The sequence below is a fragment of the Streptomyces alboniger genome, from assembly GCF_008704395.1.
GTDB lineage: Bacteria > Actinomycetota > Actinomycetes > Streptomycetales > Streptomycetaceae > Streptomyces > Streptomyces alboniger.
The window spans coordinates 6563120-6580543 of record NZ_CP023695.1 but is presented as its reverse complement, the minus strand read 5'-3'; the positions used below and the strand labels follow the sequence as shown (position 1 = coordinate 6580543).

Genomic DNA, 17424 nt, shown 5'->3' with positions numbered 1-17424 from the left:
TCAGTGCTCCTTGACCAGGTCGGCGTAGGGGCCGCCGGCGGTGACGAGGTGTTCGTGGCGGCCGCGCTCCACGATCCGGCCGTGGTCGAGTACGACGATCTCGTCGCTGTCGCGCACGGTGCTCAGGCGGTGGGCGATGACGACGCAGGCGCAGCCGCGGCGGCGCAGATTGTCGATGATGACCTGTTCGGTCTCGGCGTCCAGGGCGCTGGTCACCTCGTCGAGCACGAGGACGCTGGGGCGGCGGACCAGGGCACGGGCGATCTCCAGGCGCTGGCGCTGCCCGCCGGAGAAGTTCCGTCCGTCCTGTTCGACGCGGGCGTGGATGCCGCCGGGCCGGCGGGCGACGACCTCGTACAGACAGGCGTCCTCGAGGGCGGCGACGACGGCGTCGTCGGGGATCGACGGGTCCCACAGGGCGACGTTGTCGCGGATCGTGCCCTCGAAGAGGAAGACGTCCTGGTCGACGAAGGAGACGGAGGCGGCGAGCGCGCCGCGCGGGATGTCCTCCAGGCGCTGCCCGTCGATGCGGATCGTGCCCTCCCACGGGCTGTAGAGCCCCGAGATCAGCCGGGAGACGGTCGACTTGCCGCTGCCCGAGCCGCCGACGAGGGCGACCTGCTGCCCCGGGCCGACGGACAGCGAGAAGCCGGTCAGGAGCGGCTTGTCGAGGGGGCTGTAGCCGAAGGTGATGTCGTCGAGGGTGACGTGGCCCTTGAGGCGGCGGGTGCTCGCGGTGGGTTCGGGGCGTGTGTAGAGGGGGTCGACGGGGAAGTTCTCGACGTCTTTCAGGCGGGCGACGTCGGCGGCGAAGTCCTGGATGCGGCCCGCGACGCCGTTGAGGCGGGTGATCGGCGCGGTGAAGCGGGTGACGAGGGCCTGGAAGGCGACGAGGAGGCCGATCGACAGATGTCCCTCGACCGCGCGCAGGCCGCCGATCCACAGGATCAGCGCGCTGTTGAGGGTGGCGAGGGTCGGCGCGACGACACCGAGCCAAGCGCTCGGCACGCCGAGGCGCTGCTGCTCCTCCAGAGTGGTGGCGTGCTGGCCCGCCCAGCGCCGGAAGTAGCCGTTCTCACCTCCGGTGGCCTTCATGGTCTCGATCAACTGGAGGCCGGTGTAGGAGGTGTTGGTGAGTTTGGCGCTGTCGGCGCGCAGTTTCTGGGTGCCGGTGGCGCGCAGCCGGATGACGACACGCATCGCCGCGATGTTCAGCAGCGCGATGCCGACGCCGACGAGGGTGAGCTGGGGGTCGTAGGTCCACAGCAGGGCCGCGTAGAGAAGTACGACGATGCCGTCGACGCCCGCGGCGGTGAGGTCGCGGGCCAGGGTCTCGGCGACCGCGTCGTTCGAGGCGAGGCGCTGCACGAGGTCGGCGGGGCTGCGCTGAGCGTAGAACGTGACGGGCAGGCGCAGCAGATGCCGCAGGAAGCGGGCGCTGCCGAGGGTGGAGGAGATGATGCGGCCGCGCAGCAGGTTGGCCTGTTGCAGCCAGGTCAGCACCACGGTGAGCGCCACCATCGCGCCCATCGATGCGAACAGCGGTCCGAGGAGCGAGGTCTGATGCCCTATCAGGAACAGGTCGATGTACGTGCGGCTGAGCGCGGGCAGCGCGGCGCCGACCGCGACGAGCAGCAGGCTGGCGAGGAGCGCGGCGAGCATCGTGCCGGTGGTGCCGCGCAGGCGTGCCGGCAGCGCCTTCATGACGCCGGGCCTGCGGCCCCCCGGGCAAAAGCCCTCCCCCGGTTCGAGGACCAGGACGACGCCGGTGAAGCTGGTGTCGAAGTCCTCCGCGGGCACGAAGCGGCGGCCCTTGTCGGGGTCGTTGATGTACACGCCGCGGCGGCCGAGGCGGCGGCCCATGCCGTCGTAGACGACGTAGTGGTTGAACTCCCAGAAGAGGATCGCGGGCGCCTCGACCTCGGCGAGCGCGGCGGGCTCCATCTGCATGCCCTTGGCCGTGAAGCCGTAACTGCGCGCCGCTTTCAGGACGTTGCTGGCCCGTGAGCCGTCGCGCGAGACCCCGCACGCGATGCGCAGCTCCTCCAGGGGGACGTGCCGCCCGTGGTGGGCGAGGACCATGGCGAGGGCGGCGGCGCCGCACTCCACGGCTTCCATCTGGAGGACGGTGGGCGTGCGGACGGTCTTCTGCCGCCTGCCCCTCGCCGCGGGGCGGGGCGCGGCACGGCGGCCGCGCCGCGGGGGTTCGGGGCGGTGCCTGCGACGGCCGCCGGGGGGCGGCAGCCGCTGCTGGTGTGCCGGGGAGGGGTGCGGTGCGGTGGCGGAGGGGTGCGGTGCGGCCTGGGAGGCGTGGGGTGCGGTCACGGAAGCAGCCAATCGATCGGGCGCTGCTCGGCGAGGTGGACGGCGCCGGTGGCCGGGGTCATGGAGTCGAGCGCGAAGGGCGGTCCGCCGGAGGCCGACCACGCGTAGCGGGAGTTGGTGCCGGATGCCCCCTCTCGCGTGGCGCCGGGCGACTTCTCCAGCCGTACGAGGACGGCCACGGGCGGCCCGTCCTTCGTGAACCGCCCGGCGAGTTCCTCGTCGCCGAGGAAGCCGGTGATCCTCTGCCGGGTCTGCGCGGCCCGCCCGACGGCCTTCACGCGGCCGCGCAGCGTCCCGTACTCCTGGGTGGGCACGGACTGGAGGGTGAGGTCCACCGGGGCGCCGACGGGGACGGTGGCCGCGCTGTCGGCGGGTACGTAGAGCATCGCGAGGAGCGGGTCGCCGGTGCCCGCCACGCGCTCGACGGTCGCGACGTCGGCGCCGGTGGTGACCACGGTGCCGATCCTGGCGACGAGCGTGGTCACGCGGCCCGCGGCGATGGCACGTACGACCTTGTCGCCGCCATCCGTGCGGACTTCGAGGACCGGAGCGCCCGCGGCGACGCGCTCGCCCTCCTCGGCCCGCACCCGGGTCACCTGACCGGTGACGGGGCTCTGGAGCACGTAACTGCCCTGCCCGTGGGTGAGGATGCCGGGTGCCCTGAGGGTCGAGGAGACCGAGCCGGTGACGGCCCAGACGCTCGCGGCGGCCATGACGACGAGGGTGACGGCGAGGACGAGCAGCCCCTGGGGGCGGGCGTAGCGCACCGGCAGGTCGAGTTCCTCGGGCGACTGCAACTTGGACAGGGCCTGTTGGCGGAACTGCACGGGACGCCTTTTCCTTCCTGCGCAGGTGGCATTCGTGAGCCCCGGAACCAGCGGCTCCGGGGCTCACGCATCACGGTGTCTCAGCGAGCCGAGGCTCAGAGACCGGCGGTCAGGCCGGAGGCCAGGCCCGTGACGGCGCCGGTGTTCAGGCCGGTGGCACCCTCGACGGTCCCGACGACGCCGGCGACGACGCCGGAGACCGGGGCGATGGAGTCGACGGTGCTGGTGACGTTGCCCGCGACACCGGCGACGAGGCCGCCGGAGACGTTGTCGAGGTCGGCGTCGGAAATCTCGAGGGTCTCGACCTGCGGGGTGTTGTTCATGGCGTGAGCTGCCCTTCTCATAAATGTCGCAAAGGTGTTTCCCACCGGCGGAACCTGCTGTGCCAATTCCGCGTGGGCCAGGATCAAAGCACGTTCGCGGGGCGCGCATCCAATCGCCGAAGCACCGTCCGGGACCGCGCGCGGCATCGCATCACCGCTGCGTGCAGGCAGGTTCACCGCGAGGTGGCAGCTCCTTCACAACATGCACAGAGGGAAATCGGGTGCACGACGGTACTCCCTTCAACAAACCGGACACTCGCGCACCCGCGACCGCGTTCTGTGGCCTATGCACGGGAATTCGGGCGGAGTTTTCGTGGAGCGTCCGCCGAATTGCGTGACTGGACTGCGTATTCGATGTGCAGGTTTATTGAAGACACCGATGTGACGTCATGAGGGCGCCGACGGGGTGTCAGTTCACGGTGTCAGTTCACCCCGCGGTCGCGCCCCGCCCAGTAGGGCTCCCGCAGCTTGAACTTCTGGACCTTGCCGGTGGCCGTGCGCGGGATGGCGTCGCGGAACTCGACGGACGTCGGCGCCTTGTACCCGGCCATCCGCCGCTTGCAGTGGGCGATGATGTCCGCCTCTTGGGCCGTCGCCCCCTCCGCGAGGACCACCAGGGCCTTGATCGTCTCGCCCCACTTCTCGTGCGGCACTCCGATGACCGCGACCTCGGCGACCGCCGGGTGACTGAAGATGGTGTCCTCCACCTCGATCGACGAGACGTTCTCACCGCCGGTGATGATCACGTCCTTCTTGCGGTCGGAGATCGTGAGGTGGCCGTCGTCCGGGTCGAGCGTGCCGCCGTCACCGGTGTGGAACCAGCCGTCCTCCAGCGCCGCCGCGGTCTCCTCCGGCTTGTCCCAGTAGCTTTCGAGTACGACGTTCGAGCGGGCCAGGACCTCGCCCGCGTCGGAGACCTTCAGCTTGACGCCGAGCGCGGGCAGCCCGGCGCGGGAGAGCTTGCGCGCCCGCTCCTCGGCCGGCAGCTCCGCGTCCGCCGGCGCGGACCGGTTGAAGGTGAGCAGCGGGGACGTCTCGGTGAGGCCGTAGATCTGCGTGAACTCCCAGCCCAGCTCCGCCTCCACCCGCTGGATCAGCTTGCTCGGCGGCGGGGCCCCGGCGCAGACGATCCGCACCCGGTCGCGGCCAGGCACCTCGCCGCGCCAGGCCGTGGCCGCGTCCAGCACCGCGTTCCACACCGCGGGCGCCCCGCACATGAGCGTGACACCGTGCTCCTCCACGCGGCGCAGGATCTCCGCGCCGTCCACCTTGCGCAGCACGACCTGCTTCACGCCGAGCCCGGCCATCACGAACGGCATGCCCCAGCCGTTGCAGTGGAACATCGGCAGGGTGTGCATATAGACGTCCCGCTCCCACACGCGGGTGTGCAGGCCGAACGTCAGCCCGTTCACCCAGATGTTGCGGTGGGTCAGCTGCACTCCCTTGGGGCGGGCGGTGGTCCCCGACGTGTAGTTGATCGTGGCGGTGGCGTCCTCGTCGGGGTTCGCCCAGGGGCGCGGCTCGACGCCGAACCGCATCAGCTCGGCCTCGGTCCGTTCGCCGAGCACGAAGCGGTGGCGTGCCTTGACCGCCGACAGGGCGTCGTCCAGCTCCGGGTCCACGAGCAGGACCGAGGCGCCGCTCTGCCGCACCACGTAATCGACCTCGTCCGGCTTGAGCCGGAAGTTGACGGGCACGCAGATCCGCCCGCTCATCGGCACGGCGAACAGCAGCTCAAGGAGGCGGGCGGAGTTGTGGCTGACGACGGCCACGCGCTCGCCCTCCCCGACGCCCAGCGCGTCGAACCCCGCCTGCCAGGCCCGGACCCGCTCGCCGAGACGTCCGTACGTCGACTCCGGGACCACCGGGGCGGGTTGACGCGGTTCGTCGATCACGCCGGGGCTGCCGGCGAAGCCCAGCTCCGCCCGGTCGAGGAAGTCCGTGACGGTCATGGGTGTCCGCATAGCTCTCTCCTGATATCCGGGACCACTTCAGATACGCGGCATCACGTCACGCAACACCGCGTTAAGCAACATCGCGTCACACGGCGTCGCGTTCGGATACGTAGCATCGTGTAACTCGTGACGCGGGTCCCACTACCCCTGAGCGGGGGTGTCGCAAGCGGAGAGGCGCGACGCGTCAGGCGTCGATCACGGCCCCGAAGCGGATGTCGTACGAGGGCGAGGGCGCGGCCATCCGCGTGAGCATCCGCTCGGCCTCCCGCGTCAACTCCTCCCGCTCGGCCCGCCCCGGCTTCCCGAACGGCTCGATGGTGAGCACGGCCCGCCCGTTCCCGGCGTCCTCCGCCAGCCGCCACACACCGGCCAGGAACCCGTCGAGGAGAAAGACGCAGTACGCGAAGTTCCCCTTCCACGTACGCCCCTTGTACGCGGGGGGCACGACGCGGGCCCGGTCCGCGTGCGAGAGCAGGAGGTTGTCGAACTCGGGAAGGAAACGGGCCGGGGCCGGGGTGTCCGCGTCGGGGCGCGGCGCGTCGGGCAGGTCGAACAGTTCGACGCCGTTCTCGTCGCGGAACGTCCGCAGCCGGGGCCGCAACCGCTCGAAGACCTCCCGCATCCGGGTGAGCCGCGCCCAGGTCTGCATGTCCTTGACGGAGGCGGGCCCGAAGGCGGCGAGATAGCGCAGGACGATGGCGTCGGGCGTACGGGCGGTGGTTCGCGACGGCGCCTGCTCGGCGGCGCCGCCTGCGAGCCACTGCTCAAGGGTGGTGAGCGCGACCTGCCCGCTGCGCCGCCACAGCCCGCGCGGGGTCACCTGGACGAGCGGCAGCACGCAACGCGCGGCGAGCGCGAGCGACTGGGGGTCGGCGTCGGGCCACCGCACGAGCAGCACCTCGCGGAGCTGTTTCATCGTGCGGGGTTCGGCCTCGACGGCCTCGCGGGCGACCCCGGCGAGTTCGCGCAGGTCGACGCCGACGAGCCCGGCGCGGAACACGCTCAGCTCGCGTTCGATCGCGTCCTGGACGAACGGCCGCAGCGTGCGGGCGTCGTCGGCCGTGTGCAGGTGGATGGTGGAACGCATCGTGACCATGCGCACCAGCTCGCGCGCCTCCAGGAGCGCGGACAGCTCGGCGGGGTCGAAGCCTTCGAGGCGCGCGGCGAGGGCGTAGTAGGGCGGCTTGACGTTCTGCGCCTGGAGGCCGACGAGATGGGCGACGGCGTCCTTGACGGACAGGTCGCGGGAGCGGCGCAGGAGGAGCTGCCGGTCGAGCGTGGCACGGTTGAGCGCGCGCGTCCCCAGCACGGGGGCGGTGCCGTTCTGGGCCCTGGTCGTCTTGGTCATGCGGGTCACGCTAGCGGGGCTTGCGGACATCCACGGTCCGCAAGTGCGGGGGCCGCCGTCGACGTGCCGCGCCCATCCATAGAGTTGCCCCCTCCATAGAGTTGCCCCCTCACGTCGGTGACGTCACACGACGCACCCGCGCCTTTTGGGACGTATATCCTGCTCAGTGCCCATCTAGACCATAAGTTCGACGCCACTCGACACCGACACTCGACTCTCGACTCACCTGGAGGCGGCCAGCATGGCGGAGCGCCGACCCCGTCCGGCATCGCCCGCGAGGAAGCACACGTGGCGGCGCGCGACGCGGCCCCCGGCGGCGCCACCGCCGGAGGAGACGCGGCCCGACGCACCCTCCGTCTCCGCGCCTGCCGGGCGGGAGGCGGGCAGCGTCGTGCAGGCGGCCCTGTACCGCGACGGAGTCCGCGTGGCGACGCCGTCCTCCCTCGCGGACACCTTCCGGGAGCTGCGCGAGCAGCGGGACGGAATGGCGTGGATCGGCCTGGCCCGCCCGACGGAGGCCGAACTCCTCTCCCTGGCCGCCGAGTTCGACCTGCATGAGCTGGCCGTCGAGGACGCGTTGGAGGCCCACCAGCGCCCGAAGCTGGAACGGTACGGCGAGACACTCTTCGTCGTCCTGCGCGCCGCCCGCTACCTCGACGCCCCCGAGGAGGTCGACTTCGGCGAGCTGCACGTCTTCGTGGGCCCCGACTTCGTCATCACCGTCCGGCACGCCGCGGCCCCCGACCTGTCCGGGGTCCGCCGCCGCATGGAGGAGACCCCGGACCTCCTCAAACTCGGCCCCGAGGCGGTGCTCTACGCGATCCTCGACGCGGTGGTCGACGGCTACGCCCCAGTCGTCGCGGGCGTCCAGAACGACATCGACGAGATCGAGACCGAGGTCTTCAGCGGCGACCCCGAGGTCTCCCGCCGCATCTACGAACTCTCCCGCGAAATGGTCGAGTTCCAACGCGCGACGCGCCCCCTGGTCGGCATGCTGCACCAACTGATGGCGGGCTTCGCGAAGTACGGCACGGACGAGGAACTCCAGCGCTACCTGAGGGACGTAGCCGACCACGTCACCCACACCAGCGAACGGGCCGACGGCTTCCGACAGGCCCTGACCGACATCCTCACGGTCAACGCGACGCTGGTGACACAGCAGCAGAACGCGGAGATGCGGGCGCTGGCGGAGGCGGGGTTCGAACAGAACGAGGAGATCAAGAAGATCTCGTCGTGGGCGGCCATTCTATTTGCTCCCACGTTGGTGGGAACAATCTATGGGATGAACTTCGAGAACATGCCCGAGCTGAAGTGGGTAGCCGGGTACCCCTTCGCAATCCTGCTAATGGCGGGGGTTTGTGTGAGCTTGTACTTCATCTTCAAGCGGCGGGACTGGCTATAGACGTCAGCTCGGAATAGATGATCAACTTCGCTCATGCGAACTCCCATGGGCATCTGTTTCGGAGCCCTGGGGAGAAGCTGGGGAGAATGCGCGGCCTTGGGGAGCGGGCCATCACCCTCCCCACCTGCTCTTCCGCACCTGCCGTACGACGCGGCTCGACCAAGCCGCTTCAGTCAACCGTCACTGAGCGTGTCCTGCCGGGCCCTGGAGACGTCCGCGCGCAGACGGCTCAACCCATCGTCTGGCGGCGCCGAGACGCTGGCGGACGTCGCAGCCCTGGGGGAGCTTGGGGCGCAGCGCCGAGTCGGCCGCGGTGAGCATGTCCGCGTCGTTGACGACGGCGATGATGTCGTCGAAGCGACTGAGCAGCGCCTCTGCCACCAGCCCGGTCCCCGTGCCGATGTCCAGGAGTCGGCGTCGGCCATCCGGTGGACTTGGCGTCCCACGGGTTCTCCACATTGGCCCTGCTGGTTGATTCGACAGCCCCCGGGCTTGGGTGAGCGTGGGCTGGGTGTGGAGGCTGGCTCGCAGAGTCGCTCGGAGCCCGTGCCGCGGATACAGGGGGCTTAGGGCCAGCCTCATCGACAAGCCCGGGCCGCTGGCGGTGCCGAGGGTCCCACCACCGTCGACCGTGACCAGGAGCAGGGTTCCGTGGCTCTGCTCGTGGCCGTCAGGAGGGCGGGCATGATGGTCTTGACGCGCACCTGTCGGATGGTGGGGTCGCGGACTCGGGGCAGGAAGGTGAGGACATAGCGCAGCTCCACCCCGTCCGGTGCCTCCAGGGTTCGCCCCCGCCCCTCACCCTCGGTCGCCCCGCACGCCCTCCTTCCAGAAGCGCGTGACGTAGTCGGTCAGCGGGATGGAACCGTCGCGCGGGTCGACGAACTCGCCGCGTTCGCTGTCGGTACCGGCCCTGCGCAGCCACGCCTTGGCGTCCTCCAGCGTGTCGAACGACATGTTCCGTACGCCGGGGATGCCTGCGACGCGGTACCGCGAGCCCTTCCCGTAGCGGGTGGTGCGCTCCCGCTTGCCGCTGGTGGGGTCCTTCTTCTTGTTGACCCAGCGGTCTTCGATGTAGCCGGCCAAGTGCTTCCTTGCAGGTAGGGGTGGGGAGGGTCGGCCGGAAGGCGTTGCCGAGTACGCGGTACGCCGCTGCGGCGCGACGCTCACGGGGTTGAGGGCGGGGTTGGAGCGGGAGTCCGCCTGTGCCTGTTCGCGTATCCAGGCTTCAAGGGCATCGAGCCGATAGGTCACGGGCCCATGGGAACCCATACGGAAACTTGGAGGCCCCTGCCGTCGGTGACGCCAGACGTACAGCGTCCGGGGCGAAAGGCCGAGATATGCAGCCGCGTCTTTCACTCCAAGAAACGCGCGGTCGACGGTGAAGCCGCCGTCGCGGCTCACCCCTCCCGTCGCACTCCCGGGTCATCCAACAGTGCAACGTTTGTTCACTCAACGTCAAAAGCCTGTAGGGCAGAGCCCACACGTCTCAACCAGGACTGCGGCGGTGTATGCCGGACACCCTTGCCGTGCAACGAACGAGCAGAAGCGTTGCATACGACCACACACACGGAGGTGCCCGTCCACCCGACCGATGGTCCGGCCCTCTGTGCGAGTCGACCGCCGCCCCAGCCGCCGACACACAAGCAGCCAACTGGGGGCGCTACCTTCGCCTACATCAGTCGGATAGCGGAACCCAACACCGAGTGGACGCGGTGCGTGCCCTACCCGTGCCTCTCAGGACGTGAACAACGGTCACCAAAGGTTTGAGAGTTCAGCCGAGCCACAGGACGACTGGTTCCTCTGCAGGTATCAGTCGGCCCGTCTCCCCAGAGCGTCGCCACTCACAGCGCTAGGCCGTCGACGTGCCCGCACTGGGCGACCCTGCGCGGGAGAACCGGAGCCGGATCAGGGAGGCGATGTCCGTGATGGTGCCCACCGTCGAACGTGAGCCGCCGCCCAGCGGCTTCTGGTCGACCACGATCGCCGGGGAAAGGTCCTCAATGCTGTCGGCTTCGGGTTTCTCGTACTTCGGCAGCCGGTTGCGGACGAAGTTGCCACGCGGTCGGGACCGGGCGGCAACAGGGCTGGATGGTCAGGTGGCGGGGTTGACCTGCTGGTCGATCTGGCAGGTCAGCTCCAGTGCGGCCAGGGCGCTGGCTGGGCTGATCTCGTTGTCGGCCTCACCGCGCAGCACGGCCAGCACGTGGTCGATCATCGCCGTGTACTGGTCGGCGGCGGGTAGCTCCACCTCGTGGGCCCCCTTGTCGCTGTAGGCGGTGAGAGTGCCGGTCGGCTGGCCGTCGTAGCCCATGGCCGAGGTCCACTCGAGGACGCCGTCGGTGAAGGCGGCGGTGTAGCCGCCGCGGCCGCCCCACGGCATCGGCCGCAGCGAGGAGACCGAGCTGCGGGCTAGCGCCCCGTCGAAGGCCATGACCGCCTCGACCGCGCCGGCGTCCGCGTCCCGTTCGACCGAGGTGACGTGGACCTGGTCGGGCATGCCGAGGGCGCGGGTGATCAGGTCCAGGTCGCTGTGCATGGCCTCCATCGGCAGCACCTTCACTCCCAGACTTGCGCCGGGCCACAGCGGCGCCATCGCCGACCAGCAGGTCAGTTCCTCCAGCCGCCCGTACGTACCGTCCCGTACCGCGTCCTCAAGAGCCTGGTTGGCGGGGATGAACCGCTCGAACATGTCCACGAACACGTGCCGGTCGCTCGACTCGGCGGCGGCCACGAGTTCGCGGCCCTCCGCCAGGGAACCGGCCATGGGCAGTTCGGTCAGCACGTGCTTGCCGGCCTCCAAGGCGCGCAGCGCCATCGGGGTGTGCAGCGCGATGGGCAGGCAGAGGTCGACCAGGTCGAAGGAGTCGTCGGTGAAGGCGACATCCAGGTCGGTGGAGGCGATGAAGCCGAACCGGCCGGCCACCTGCGCGGTCTTGTCCTCGTCGCGGCCGAACATCACCACGTCCACGTCGTCGCGGGCCGCGTAGACCCCGGCGTGCGCCTGGCCGAAGCTGGTTCCCAACAGTGCGATCTTCATGAGTCTTCCTTCCGCGTGTAGCGGGCCCTGCGGCCCACGGCCGCGGCCGACTACCACGGCCGTGGGCTCGGTACAGGTGTGGTGGGCGGGGTCAGGAGGGGTGGGCCTGGCTGATGCACAGCGGCTGGCCGGAGGGGTCCAGCAGGACCGTCCAGTGCTCGCCGCCGGGCTGGAAGTCGGGCTTGCTCGCCCCGAGTTCCAGCAGCCGCTTCTCAGCGGCGGCCACATCGGGGAACGCCAGGTCCATGTGGAAGGGCAGCTCCTGCTGGGGCCAGGCGGGTGCGGTGAAGGAGCTGGAGGTCCAGAAGACGTACATCGTGTTGCCGACGATGACGGGGAAGGCGACCTCGTTGCCGTGCTCGTCCGGGTAGGGGGTGCCGACCTCGGTGCCCAGCGCGGCGGCGTAGAACTCGGCGAGCCGGCGCCCGTCGTCGGCCCAGATCGCGTACGAGATCACCGAACCGTTGAGGGCGTCGGCGGAGTGGGAGGTGCTCATGGCGGGAGTTCCTTACCTCGGGGGGTGCGGCTACGCGTGTGCGGGCCGCGGTCTTGGGGTGTACCGGGGAGCCCGGCGGTGGTGAGGGGGCAGCGTCCGGCGAGGACGGCATGACGTAAGCGGCGCCGTACGGGCTGCCGCTGTGATCCCACAGGCCGTCGGAGGGCCGCTGGGCGCCGGAGGGCCGCTGGGCGCCGGTGAAGTCGTGGAAGTACGGCGTACCGTCCGATCTCGAACCAGACCACCTGGCCGGGGGACATGTAACCCATGACGTGAATGCCTTTCGTACGTGCTGTACGGGGCGGGCACGGGGACAGGGCCGACCTGTCAGCCGGTCAGAACCGGCTCGGCCTCCTGCTCCTGCCCCTGCTCCGGGGAGGCCTTGTCGGTGGCTCGTGGCATGGTGCCGACCGTGCGGGGCAGAGCGAACAGAACGGCGAACGCGGCCGTGAAGGCGGCAGCCACGTACCACAGGGAGCCTGCGAAGGCGTGCGGCATCTGCTCCGCCTGTGCGGCGGGGCCGCCGGGCCCGAGTCGGTCGAAGAAGACGACCGAGGACAGGGCCACGCCGACGGCCTGGCCGAGCTGCATGGTGGTGTTGGTCAGGCCGGAGGCGGAGCCCGCGTGCTCGTGAGGCACCTCGGAGAGGATGACGTCGGTCAGCGGGGCGATGATCAACCCCATGCCCAGGCCCATCGGGATCAGCGGCATCATCGTCTGCCACAGGGCGATGTCGGTGCCGTAATGGCCGGCCAGACCGACGAACAGGACCATGCCCGCGGCGGCCAGCAGTCCGCCGGCCTGTAGCACCCGGCGGCCGAAGCGCGGCACCAGCACCTGCATCGACAGTCCGGCCCCGGCCATCATGGCCGCGGACAGCGGCATCCCCGACAGCCCGGCCTTCAGCGGCGAGAAGCCCAGCCCCAGTTGCAGGTAGAGCGTCCAGGCCAGGAAGAACACACCCGAGGCCAGACCGAACAGCAGCTGCACACCCTGCCCGCCGGAGAAACTGCGCCGGGAGAACAGCGACAGCACCACCAACGGCGATCCGCCACGCCGCGCCAGGCGCCGCTCCCAGGCCACGAACGCGGCCAGAACGGGCACGGAGGCGGCCATCGACCCGTATGTCCAGGCAGGCCAGCCCAGCTCACGCCCCTGGGTGAGGGGCAGAACCAGCGCCAGCAGACCGGCCGTGGCCAGCAGCACACCCACCAGGTCCGGACGGGCCGCCCGCTCGGCCTTCGACTCGCTGATCACCAGGGCTCCGGCGATCAGTCCTGCGACGCCCAGCGGCAGGTTGACCAGGAAGACCGGCCGCCAGCCGAGCCCGAACAGGTCACCCTCGACCAGCAGCGCACCGACCAAGGGCCCGGCGAGCGTGCCCAGGGCCATGACCGCTCCGTAGATCCCGAACACCTTGCCCCGCTCACGCTCGGGGAAGGTGACGTGGATGATCGACAGCACCTGCGGCACCATCAACGCGGCCATGGCGCCCTGCGCGATGCGCCCGGCGAGGAGAATTTCCGGGTTTCCGGCGACGCCGCACACCAGCGAGGTGACCGTGAAGCCGACGACACCGAGCAGGAAGATCTTCTTACGGCCGAACAGGTCCCCCATCCGGCCGCCGGTGATCAGCCCGAGCGCGAACGCCAGCGCGTACCCACCGGTGATCCACTGAAGCTGTGCCGTGGACGCTCCGGTCTCGGCCTGGATGTCGGGCAGGGCGATATGCACCACGGTGACGTCGACCGCGTCCATGAAGGCGGCGATCAGCACGACGACCAGCGCGGCCCACCGTCGCGGGGCTGCCGTATCCGTAATGGTTCGGGAGGTTTTGTTCTCGGACATGCCTCCACGCTAAGAGGCCTTTAGGACACCTCACGTCCTCAGAGCACGCCATCCTGGAAAACATGACGACCGACCTTCCCGCACGGATGCTCCGCCTGCTGTCCCTGCTCCAGACGCGCCGCGAGTGGTCCGGCGCCGAGCTGGCCGAGCGGCTCGGCGTCACCGGCCGCACCGTCCGGCGCGATATCGAGCGCCTACGCGATCTCGGCTACCCCGTCGAGGGCACCACCGGCCACGCCGGCGGCTACCGCCTGGCCTCCGGCGCCGCCATGCCGCCCCTCATCCTCGACGACGACGAAGCCACCGCCACCGCCGTCGCCCTGCGCACCGCCGCCGGGCACCTCACCGGCATGGAGGAGACCACCCTGCGCGCCCTCGCGAAACTCGAACAGGTCCTCCCCGCCCGCCTCCGGACCCAGGTGGCCGCCCTCCAGCAGGCGACCGCCACCATCGAATGGGAGCGCCGCGGACCGCGAACCGACCCGGCGACCCTGACCGCGCTGGCAGCGTCCTGCCGGGACCGGGAGACCGTCACCTTCGCCTACACCAACCGCACCGGCCACAGCGCTGACCGCCGCGCCGACCCGCACCACCTCGTCGCCTCCGGCGGCCTGTGGTACCTCCTCGCCCACGACCACGCCCGCGACGACTGGCGCATCTATCGCCTCGACCGCGTCACCGACCTGGCCCCGACCCGCCACCGCTTCACCCCCCGGCTCGTGCCCGGCCACGACCCAGCCGCCTATGTGGCAGCGAAGATCGCTGCCGCGCCTGTGCGCTATCGGGCCATCGCCACGGTCCGGGAACCCGCCGACGCCGTCCGCCGCCGCACCTGGGCCCTCGCCACCCGCATCCGGCCGGCCGGCCCCGACGCCTGCACGGTGGACTGCTCCGGCGACCACCTCCCCGGCATCGCCCAGCTCCTCGCCGGCCTCGGCGCCGACTACACCCTGGACGCTGACGAAGCCGTCCGCAGGCACCTGCGCACTGCCGCGCGCCGCGCCCTGGACGCCGCCGGGTGAGCCGCAGTGAACTCTCAACCGGCCGTCCGCGGTGCGGTTGTTGACCCGGCGCAGCTGCCCACAGCACACGCACACGACCTTGTCGGTGACGCCCTGGGCGGTGGAGGCAATGGCCGACTAGGTGTATGAGGACCGGACGTTGGTGACACCGGTATCGAGTCGGGACGCGCGCACCGACAGGTCCGGGAGTGCCCATGACTCGCCCCGCCCGCCCCAACGCCCCCTCGCCGGCATGCCGACAGGTCCGTCGTCGACCGCCGTCACGGGCGTCGGCAGGTCGGCGTCGCAGAAGCCGGTCCAGCGGGCCCGGGAGGTCACACACCCGAAGCGACCCGCGGCGATGTCCACGGCCTCCGGCCCGGGGCCCGCCGAGGCCTCACTTCTTCAAGTTGAAGAAGTGAATGGGTGAGTTCGGCGTGAAGCCGATGCGCGGGTACACGGGAGCCCCGGCGACGGTCGCGTGCAAGGTGGCGCGGGTCAGCCCGGTGGCTCGGGCGCCCTCGTACAGCGCCTTGCGCGTGACCGCCTCGCCATAGCCCCTGCGCTGCCACCGCGGGTCGGTGGCGACGAAGGCGACGAAGAGACGGCCCTGCGCTTCGACCGTCGCGGCGCACGCCACCGGGATGTCGCCCCGCATGCCCAGGTAGGCGTACATCTCACTCTTCCAGTGTGCGGACCCGACCAGGCCGTCGCGGCCCTCCTCCAAAGGGAACCCGTAGGCGCTCGATTGGAGGTCCGCGTAGGCCCGCAGGTGCTCGTCGGTGCGCACCCGTACGAACGTCAGGTCGGGGTGGACCGGGTCGGGAATGGGCAGCAGGTCACCGGCCATGCCCGTGCCGGGGAAGGCGTACTCCAGGCCGGCCTGCTCGGCCGCCGTGGTCAGCGCGGTGCGCGCCTCGTCGTCGAGGAGGCCTTCGAAGAGCCACAGGAAGCCCGGGTGCTTCTTCGTGCGCATGATGTCCGCCGCCCGGCTCAGGCGCCGCGCGACGAGGTCGGCTCCTGCTCCCGGGTCGGTCAGCGTGACGCAGTTGTAGAACGAGAACCGGCAGTCGGCCCAGCGGACGGCGATGCCGGGGAGGTCTCGCACATCCGCGTCCGCGTCGCGGTCGAGCACCAAAGCACGCCAGGCCACGGCGAGCTGCTGTGCCGATTCGATGGACTCCGTGAGGCCAGTCACCGTACTCCCGTGGGTCGTTGGGGCTGGGTTGGGGTCGAACGCGGTTTCGTACGCGCTGTCGTGCGCGTTTTCGTACGCGGTATCGCCGGCATCAGATGATGCCTTCGAACCGCTCGTCCTCGGTGGGGGATCCGGAGCGCGGCACGTGGTAGGAGTCGCGTCCGAAGCGGCGCCACAGGGCGGCGATGAGGAAGGCCACCACCACCGCGACGGGTGTGTAGTTGAAGGTGGTGGTGGTGATCGGGCTGCTCTGCGGCAGCAGGAACAGCACCGTGACCGCGCCCGCCCACACCACCGCCACCCATCCGATCGGCCGGCTCCAGCGGCCCAAGTGCCAGGGTCCTGGGGTGAATCGGTCGCGGTGGAGCAGGCGCAGCAGCACCGGGATGGCGTAGGCGGAGGTGAATCCCACGACCGAGATGGCGGTCACCGCCGCGAACGCCGCGTTGGAGTACAGGGAAGGCAGTGCGAGTACGAACGCCACGGCGACCGCGAGCCAGACCGCGTTGGCGGGGATGGCGGTGCGGTGGCTGACCTTCTTCCAGAGCCCCGATCCGGGCAGGGCACCGTCCCGGGCGAAGGCGTAGATCATCCGGCTGGCGCTGGCGGTCACGGTGTAGCCGCACAGGAACTGGGCCACGATGATCACCAGCAGCAGGGCCTTGGCCGCCGCCATGCCCAGCGCGTCCAGAAGGATCTGCGCCACCGGTACGCCGGTCTGGCTTTCCAGGGTCACTGTGTAGTCCTGGATGGCGAACAGCAGTGTGGTCAGCAGGATGCCGCCGGCGATCCAGGACACCGCCACCGAGCGGAAGACCCCACGGGCCGCGGCGACGGAGGCGTGGTTGGTCTCCTCGCTCAAGTGGGCCGAGGTGTCGTAGCCGGCCAGGGCGAACACCGGCAGCAGCATGCCCAGCAGGACCACGTATACCGGGGCGCTCCAGCCCGTGTTGTTGGTGAACTCGGAGAAGACGAAGCCGGCCGACTGGTGGTGGGAGGGCACGAACGCCAGGGACCCGATGATGGCGACGGCCCCTGCCAGGTGCCACCACGCGCTCAGGGACGTCAAGATGTTCATCAGCCGGGTGCCGAAGAGGTTCAGTACCGCGTGCAGCGCGAGGATGACGGCGTACAGGGCCAGCAGGGAGCCCGGGGTGGGGGTGTAGCCGAACTGGAGGTTCATCCACGCGGCGGTGAAGGTCGCGATGCCGTAGTCCTGGGCGGCGATCCCGCCGAGCAGGCCCAGGAGGTTGAGCCAGCCGGTGTACCAGCTCCACCGCTCGCCGCCGAGCTGGCGGGCCATGTAGTACAGGCCGCCGCTGGTGGGGTACCGGGAGGTTATCTCCGCCAGGGACGCGGCCAGGCACAGCACGAGCGGCCCTACGGCGAGCCACCCCCACGTGATCACCGCGGGGCCTCCCGAGTTCAGGCCGTAGCCGAACAGCAGCAAGGTCCCCGACATGATCGAGATGACCGACAGGGAGGCGGAGAAGTTGCCGAAATCCCCCATCCGGCGGTGCAGTTGCTGGGTGTAGCCCAGCGACTGGAGGATGCGTGCGTCCTCCCCGTCGTCGTCGACCGGGATCGGCTGCTGGCGCGGTGTTCTTACCGAAGTCATTGGTTCTCCGCACAGGAAAGCTGAAGTAGGGGGGTGCAGGCGG

At 70.3% G+C, this 17424-nt stretch carries 14 protein-coding genes and 2 pseudogenes; 2 read left to right on the top strand and 14 right to left on the bottom strand.

Annotated elements, in window-relative coordinates:
- The 5 genes from CP975_RS28940 to CP975_RS28920 all read right to left on the bottom strand — a co-directional run bounded on the left by CP975_RS28940 (position 1) and on the right by CP975_RS28920 (position 6778).
- Positions 1–2244: an NHLP family bacteriocin export ABC transporter peptidase/permease/ATPase subunit gene (locus CP975_RS28940; RefSeq protein ID WP_150477998.1), complete on the bottom strand. Its 2244-nt coding sequence runs from the start codon at positions 2242–2244 to the stop codon at positions 1–3.
- Between the two features lie 77 nt (positions 2245–2321).
- On the bottom strand, positions 2322–3152 hold the full coding sequence (locus CP975_RS28935; RefSeq protein ID WP_150477525.1) for a biotin/lipoyl-containing protein: 831 nt from the start codon (positions 3150–3152) through the stop codon (positions 2322–2324).
- A gap of 95 nt (positions 3153–3247) precedes the next feature.
- Positions 3248–3475 carry a hypothetical protein gene (locus tag CP975_RS28930; RefSeq protein ID WP_030778101.1) on the bottom strand — a complete coding sequence of 76 codons (228 nt, stop codon included), beginning with the start codon at positions 3473–3475 and terminating at the stop codon, positions 3248–3250.
- Between the two features lie 422 nt (positions 3476–3897).
- Positions 3898–5439 (bottom strand): AMP-binding protein, encoded by a 1542-nt coding sequence (locus CP975_RS28925; RefSeq protein ID WP_055531905.1) that lies wholly within the window; start codon positions 5437–5439, stop codon positions 3898–3900.
- A 175-nt stretch (positions 5440–5614) separates the two neighbouring features.
- A complete protein-coding gene (locus CP975_RS28920; protein ID WP_055531908.1) occupies positions 5615–6778 on the bottom strand; it encodes a winged helix DNA-binding domain-containing protein in 1164 nt (387 codons plus the stop codon).
- 241 nt (positions 6779–7019) lie between these two features.
- Here CP975_RS28920 and CP975_RS28915 point away from each other — a divergent pair, with 241 nt between their 5' ends.
- On the top strand, positions 7020–8180 hold the full coding sequence (locus CP975_RS28915) for a magnesium and cobalt transport protein CorA (RefSeq protein ID WP_150477524.1): 1161 nt from the start codon (positions 7020–7022) through the stop codon (positions 8178–8180).
- Between the two features lie 180 nt (positions 8181–8360).
- Here the strand turns inward: CP975_RS28915 and CP975_RS35980 are convergent, their stop codons facing one another.
- The 7 genes and pseudogenes from CP975_RS35980 to CP975_RS28885 all read right to left on the bottom strand — a co-directional run bounded on the left by CP975_RS35980 (position 8361) and on the right by CP975_RS28885 (position 13564).
- Positions 8361–8561: a hypothetical protein gene (locus CP975_RS35980; RefSeq protein ID WP_055531913.1), complete on the bottom strand. Its 201-nt coding sequence runs from the start codon at positions 8559–8561 to the stop codon at positions 8361–8363.
- Between the two features lie 417 nt (positions 8562–8978).
- Positions 8979–9266: a hypothetical protein gene (locus tag CP975_RS35170; RefSeq protein WP_055531915.1), complete on the bottom strand. Its 288-nt coding sequence runs from the start codon at positions 9264–9266 to the stop codon at positions 8979–8981.
- Between the two features lie 135 nt (positions 9267–9401).
- Positions 9402–9539 (bottom strand): annotated as a pseudogene (locus CP975_RS35975) (helix-turn-helix transcriptional regulator); the annotation flags it as partial.
- Between the two features lie 496 nt (positions 9540–10035).
- Positions 10036–10233 (bottom strand): annotated as a pseudogene (locus tag CP975_RS28900) (hypothetical protein); the annotation flags it as partial.
- Between the two features lie 42 nt (positions 10234–10275).
- Positions 10276–11220, bottom strand: a complete 945-nt coding sequence (locus CP975_RS28895; RefSeq protein ID WP_150477523.1) for a Gfo/Idh/MocA family protein — start codon at positions 11218–11220, stop codon at positions 10276–10278.
- Positions 11221–11311: 91 nt separating this feature from the next.
- Positions 11312–11716 carry a VOC family protein gene (locus CP975_RS28890; RefSeq protein ID WP_150477522.1) on the bottom strand — a complete coding sequence of 135 codons (405 nt, stop codon included), beginning with the start codon at positions 11714–11716 and terminating at the stop codon, positions 11312–11314.
- Positions 11717–12043: 327 nt separating this feature from the next.
- Positions 12044–13564, bottom strand: a complete 1521-nt coding sequence (locus tag CP975_RS28885; RefSeq protein ID WP_150477521.1) for an MFS transporter — start codon at positions 13562–13564, stop codon at positions 12044–12046.
- Positions 13565–13626: 62 nt separating this feature from the next.
- Here CP975_RS28885 and CP975_RS28880 point away from each other — a divergent pair, with 62 nt between their 5' ends.
- Complete coding sequence (locus CP975_RS28880; RefSeq protein WP_150477520.1) at positions 13627–14586, top strand: helix-turn-helix transcriptional regulator; 960 nt, start codon at positions 13627–13629, stop codon at positions 14584–14586.
- A 376-nt stretch (positions 14587–14962) separates the two neighbouring features.
- On the opposite strand, the gene CP975_RS28875 is transcribed toward CP975_RS28880, so the two are convergent.
- Together CP975_RS28875 and CP975_RS28870 are read right to left on the bottom strand one after the other, a co-directional pair.
- On the bottom strand, positions 14963–15763 hold the full coding sequence (locus CP975_RS28875) for a GNAT family N-acetyltransferase (RefSeq protein ID WP_055531486.1): 801 nt from the start codon (positions 15761–15763) through the stop codon (positions 14963–14965).
- Between the two features lie 91 nt (positions 15764–15854).
- Entirely contained in the window at positions 15855–17381 is a 1527-nt protein-coding gene (locus CP975_RS28870) for an amino acid permease (protein ID WP_055531488.1), read from the bottom strand.
- Between the last annotated feature and the right edge of the window lie 43 nt (positions 17382–17424).